Here is a 5,162-nt window from a genome sequence, read left to right on the forward strand (position 1 = left end):
CTTCAGAACTAACACAGTGGACGCGAGCAACTGAGGACAAGCCCTCGGCCTATTAGTACCAGTCAGCTCCACCCGTTACCGGGCTTCCACATCTGGCCTATCAACCCAGTCGTCTACTGGGAGCCTTACCCTCTCAAGGAGGTGGGAATACTCATCTTGAAGCAGGCTTCCCGCTTAGATGCTTTCAGCGGTTATCCCTCCCGAACGTAGCCAACCAGCCATGCCCTTGGCAGGACAACTGGCACACCAGAGGTTCGTCCGTCCCGGTCCTCTCGTACTAGGGACAGCCCTTCTCAATATTCCTACGCGCACAGCGGATAGGGACCGAACTGTCTCACGACGTTCTAAACCCAGCTCGCGTACCGCTTTAATGGGCGAACAGCCCAACCCTTGGGACCGACTCCAGCCCCAGGATGCGACGAGCCGACATCGAGGTGCCAAACCATCCCGTCGATATGGACTCTTGGGGAAGATCAGCCTGTTATCCCCGGGGTACCTTTTATCCGTTGAGCGACAGCGCTTCCACAAGCCACTGCCGGATCACTAGTCCCGACTTTCGTCCCTGCTCGACCCGTCGGTCTCACAGTCAAGCTCCCTTGTGCACTTACACTCAACACCTGATTGCCAACCAGGCTGAGGGAACCTTTGGGCGCCTCCGTTACCCTTTGGGAGGCAACCGCCCCAGTTAAACTACCCATCAGACACTGTCCCTGATCCGGATCACGGACCGAGGTTAGACATCCAGCACGACCAGAGTGGTATTTCAACGATGACTCCACAACCACTGGCGTGGCCGCTTCACAGTCTCCCACCTATCCTACACAAGCCGAACCGAACACCAATATCAAACTGTAGTAAAGGTCCCGGGGTCTTTCCGTCCTGCTGCGCGAAACGAGCATCTTTACTCGTAGTGCAATTTCACCGGGCCTATGGTTGAGACAGTCGAGAAGTCGTTACGCCATTCGTGCAGGTCGGAACTTACCCGACAAGGAATTTCGCTACCTTAGGATGGTTATAGTTACCACCGCCGTTTACTGGCGCTTAAGTTCTCAGCTTCGCAACCCCGAAAGGTCACTAACCGGTCCCCTTAACGTTCCAGCACCGGGCAGGCGTCAGTCCGTATACATCGCCTTACGGCTTCGCACGGACCTGTGTTTTTAGTAAACAGTCGCTTCTCGCTGGTCTCTGCGGCCACCCCCAGCTCAAGGAGCAAGTCCTCTCACCAGTGATGGCCCCCCTTCTCCCGAAGTTACGGGGGCATTTTGCCGAGTTCCTTAACCATAGTTCACCCGAACGCCTCGGTATTCTCTACCTGACCACCTGAGTCGGTTTAGGGTACGGGCCGCCATGAAACTCGCTAGAGGCTTTTCTCGACAGCATAGGATCATCCACTTCACCACAATCGGCTCGGCATCAGGTCTCAGCCTTATATGAGGGACGGATTTGCCTACCCCTCGGCCTACACCCTTACCCCGGGACAACCACCGCCCGGGCTGGACTACCTTCCTGCGTCACCCCATCGCTTACCTACTACAAGTCTGGTTCGTCGGCTCCACCACTTTCCTTTCCCCGAAGGGTCCGGAACGGCTTCACGGACTTAGCATCGCCTGATTCGATATTGGGCGTTTCAAAGCGGGTACCGGAATATCAACCGGTTGTCCATCGACTACGCCTGTCGGCCTCGCCTTAGGTCCCGACTTACCCTGGGCAGATCAGCTTGACCCAGGAACCCTTAGTCAATCGGCGCACACGTTTCTCACGTGTGTATCGCTACTCATGCCTGCATTCTCACTCGTGAACCGTCCACAACTAGCTTCCGCTGCTGCTTCACCCGGCACACGACGCTCCCCTACCCATCACAGCGGGCGTTGGCCCTATTGCTGCAATGACACGACTTCGGCGGTACGCTTGAGCCCCGCTACATTGTCGGCGCGGAATCACTTGACCAGTGAGCTATTACGCACTCTTTCAAGGGTGGCTGCTTCTAAGCCAACCTCCTGGTTGTCTCTGCGACTCCACATCCTTTCCCACTTAGCGTACGCTTAGGGGCCTTAGTCGATGCTCTGGGCTGTTTCCCTCTCGACCATGGAGCTTATCCCCCACAGTCTCACTGCCGTGCTCTCACTTACCGGCATTCGGAGTTTGGCTAAGGTCAGTAACCCGGTAGGGCCCATCGCCTATCCAGTGCTCTACCTCCGGCAAGAAACACACGACGCTGCACCTAAATGCATTTCGGGGAGAACCAGCTATCACGGAGTTTGATTGGCCTTTCACCCCTAACCACAGGTCATCCCCCAGGTTTTCAACCCTGGTGGGTTCGGTCCTCCACGAAGTCTTACCTCCGCTTCAACCTGCCCATGGCTAGATCACTCCGCTTCGGGTCTAGAGCGTGCAACTCAATCGCCCTATTCGGACTCGCTTTCGCTACGGCTTCCCCACACGGGTTAACCTCGCTACACACCGCTAACTCGCAGGCTCATTCTTCAAAAGGCACGCAGTCACGACCGCTGTTCCGAAGAACAACGGCGACGCTCCCACGGCTTGTAGGCACACGGTTTCAGGTACTATTTCACTCCGCTCCCGCGGTACTTTTCACCATTCCCTCACGGTACTATCCGCTATCGGTCACCAGGGAATATTTAGGCTTAGCGGGTGGTCCCGCCAGATTCACACGGGATTTCTCGGGCCCCGTGCTACTTGGGAGATGAGCAAGCAAGCCGCTGATGTTTCGTCTACGGGGGTCTTACCCTCTACGCCGGACCTTTCGCATGTCCTTCGACTACATCAACGGTTTCTGACTCGCCTCATGGCCGGCAGACCATGAAAGCTCATTCCCACGACCCCGTATGCGCAACCCCTGCCGGGTCTCACACGCATACGGTTTAGCCTCATCCGGTTTCGCTCGCCACTACTCCCGGAATCACGGTTGTTTTCTCTTCCTGAGGGTACTGAGATGTTTCACTTCCCCTCGTTCCCTCCACATGCCCTATGTGTTCAGGCATGGGTGACAGCCCATGACGACTGCCGGGTTTCCCCATTCGGACACCCCCGGATCAAAGCTCAGTTGGCAGCTCCCCGGGGCCTATCGCGGCCTCTCACGTCCTTCATCGGTTCCTGGTGCCAAGGCATCCACCGTGCGCCCTTAAAAACTTGGCCACAGATGCTCGCGTCCACTGTGTAGTTCTCAAGCAACGACCAGCCACCCATCACCCTGCACCAAAGGCACAAGTTCACTGGGGCCGGCATCGCGAAGGTTCGACCTAACCGGCCGTACCCTCAGATACCCAACAACGTGCCAAGCACGATCCTTCGATGATCTTCACTTTCCACGCCGAAGCAGTACTCGCGAATCCATCTACAGACCGTGCCAACTAATCAACGTTCCACCCATGAGCTGACCGTGCAGAACATTTGCCTGCAATCGGTACTGTGCTCCTTAGAAAGGAGGTGATCCAGCCGCACCTTCCGGTACGGCTACCTTGTTACGACTTCGTCCCAATCGCCAGTCCCACCTTCGACAGCTCCCTCCCACAAGGGGTTGGGCCACCGGCTTCGGGTGTTACCGACTTTCGTGACGTGACGGGCGGTGTGTACAAGGCCCGGGAACGTATTCACCGCAGCAATGCTGATCTGCGATTACTAGCAACTCCGACTTCATGGGGTCGAGTTGCAGACCCCAATCCGAACTGAGACCGGCTTTTTGAGATTCGCTCCACCTCACGGTATCGCAGCTCATTGTACCGGCCATTGTAGCACGTGTGCAGCCCAAGACATAAGGGGCATGATGACTTGACGTCGTCCCCACCTTCCTCCGAGTTGACCCCGGCGGTCTCCTGTGAGTCCCCATCACCCCGAAGGGCATGCTGGCAACACAGGACAAGGGTTGCGCTCGTTGCGGGACTTAACCCAACATCTCACGACACGAGCTGACGACAGCCATGCACCACCTGTATACCGACCACAAGGGGGGCACTATCTCTAATGCTTTCCGGTATATGTCAAGCCTTGGTAAGGTTCTTCGCGTTGCGTCGAATTAAGCCACATGCTCCGCTGCTTGTGCGGGCCCCCGTCAATTCCTTTGAGTTTTAGCCTTGCGGCCGTACTCCCCAGGCGGGGAACTTAATGCGTTAGCTGCGGCACCGACGACGTGGAATGTCGCCAACACCTAGTTCCCAACGTTTACGGCGTGGACTACCAGGGTATCTAATCCTGTTCGCTCCCCACGCTTTCGCTCCTCAGCGTCAGTAATGGCCCAGAGATCCGCCTTCGCCACCGGTGTTCCTCCTGATATCTGCGCATTTCACCGCTACACCAGGAATTCCGATCTCCCCTACCACACTCTAGCCTGCCCGTATCGAATGCAGACCCGGGGTTAAGCCCCGGGCTTTCACATCCGACGCGACAAGCCGCCTACGAGCTCTTTACGCCCAATAATTCCGGACAACGCTTGCGCCCTACGTATTACCGCGGCTGCTGGCACGTAGTTAGCCGGCGCTTCTTCTGCAGGTACCGTCACTTTCGCTTCTTCCCTGCTGAAAGAGGTTTACAACCCGAAGGCCGTCATCCCTCACGCGGCGTCGCTGCATCAGGCTTTCGCCCATTGTGCAATATTCCCCACTGCTGCCTCCCGTAGGAGTCTGGGCCGTGTCTCAGTCCCAGTGTGGCCGGTCGCCCTCTCAGGCCGGCTACCCGTCGTCGCCTTGGTGGGCCATTACCCCACCAACAAGCTGATAGGCCGCGGGCTCATCCTTCACCGCCGGAGCTTTCAACCCCTACCCATGCGGGCAGGAGTGGTATCCGGTATTAGACCCCGTTTCCAGGGCTTGTCCCAGAGTGAAGGGCAGATTGCCCACGTGTTACTCACCCGTTCGCCACTAATCCACCCCGAAGGGCTTCATCGTTCGACTTGCATGTGTTAAGCACGCCGCCAGCGTTCGTCCTGAGCCAGGATCAAACTCTCCGTGAATGTTTACCCGTAATCGGGTGCACACCACGAGAGCGGGACAGTCATGCCGGAATATGGCCGACTGTCCACAGCGTCCTCGCTGTGTTTTGTGTTACTTCAAAGGAACCTCATCCACCGAGGTGGACGGGGTATCAACTTCTGGCGTTGATTTTTGGCACGCTGTTGAGTTCTCAAGGTGCGGACGCTTCCTTTGTAC

2 rRNA genes are annotated in these 5,162 nt (G+C 57.0%); both read right to left on the reverse strand.

The features are described 5' to 3' along the window. Positions 1-32: 32 nt before the first annotated feature. Positions 33-3,156 (reverse strand): 23S ribosomal RNA (locus ACZ50K_RS37540). A 284-nt stretch (positions 3,157-3,440) separates the two neighbouring features. Beyond that, a 16S ribosomal RNA gene (locus ACZ50K_RS37545) occupies positions 3,441-4,966 on the reverse strand. Together the 16S and 23S rRNA genes form the textbook arrangement of a ribosomal RNA operon. Between the last annotated feature and the right edge of the window lie 196 nt (positions 4,967-5,162).

The organism is Streptomyces sp. NPDC033845 (assembly GCF_055576225.1).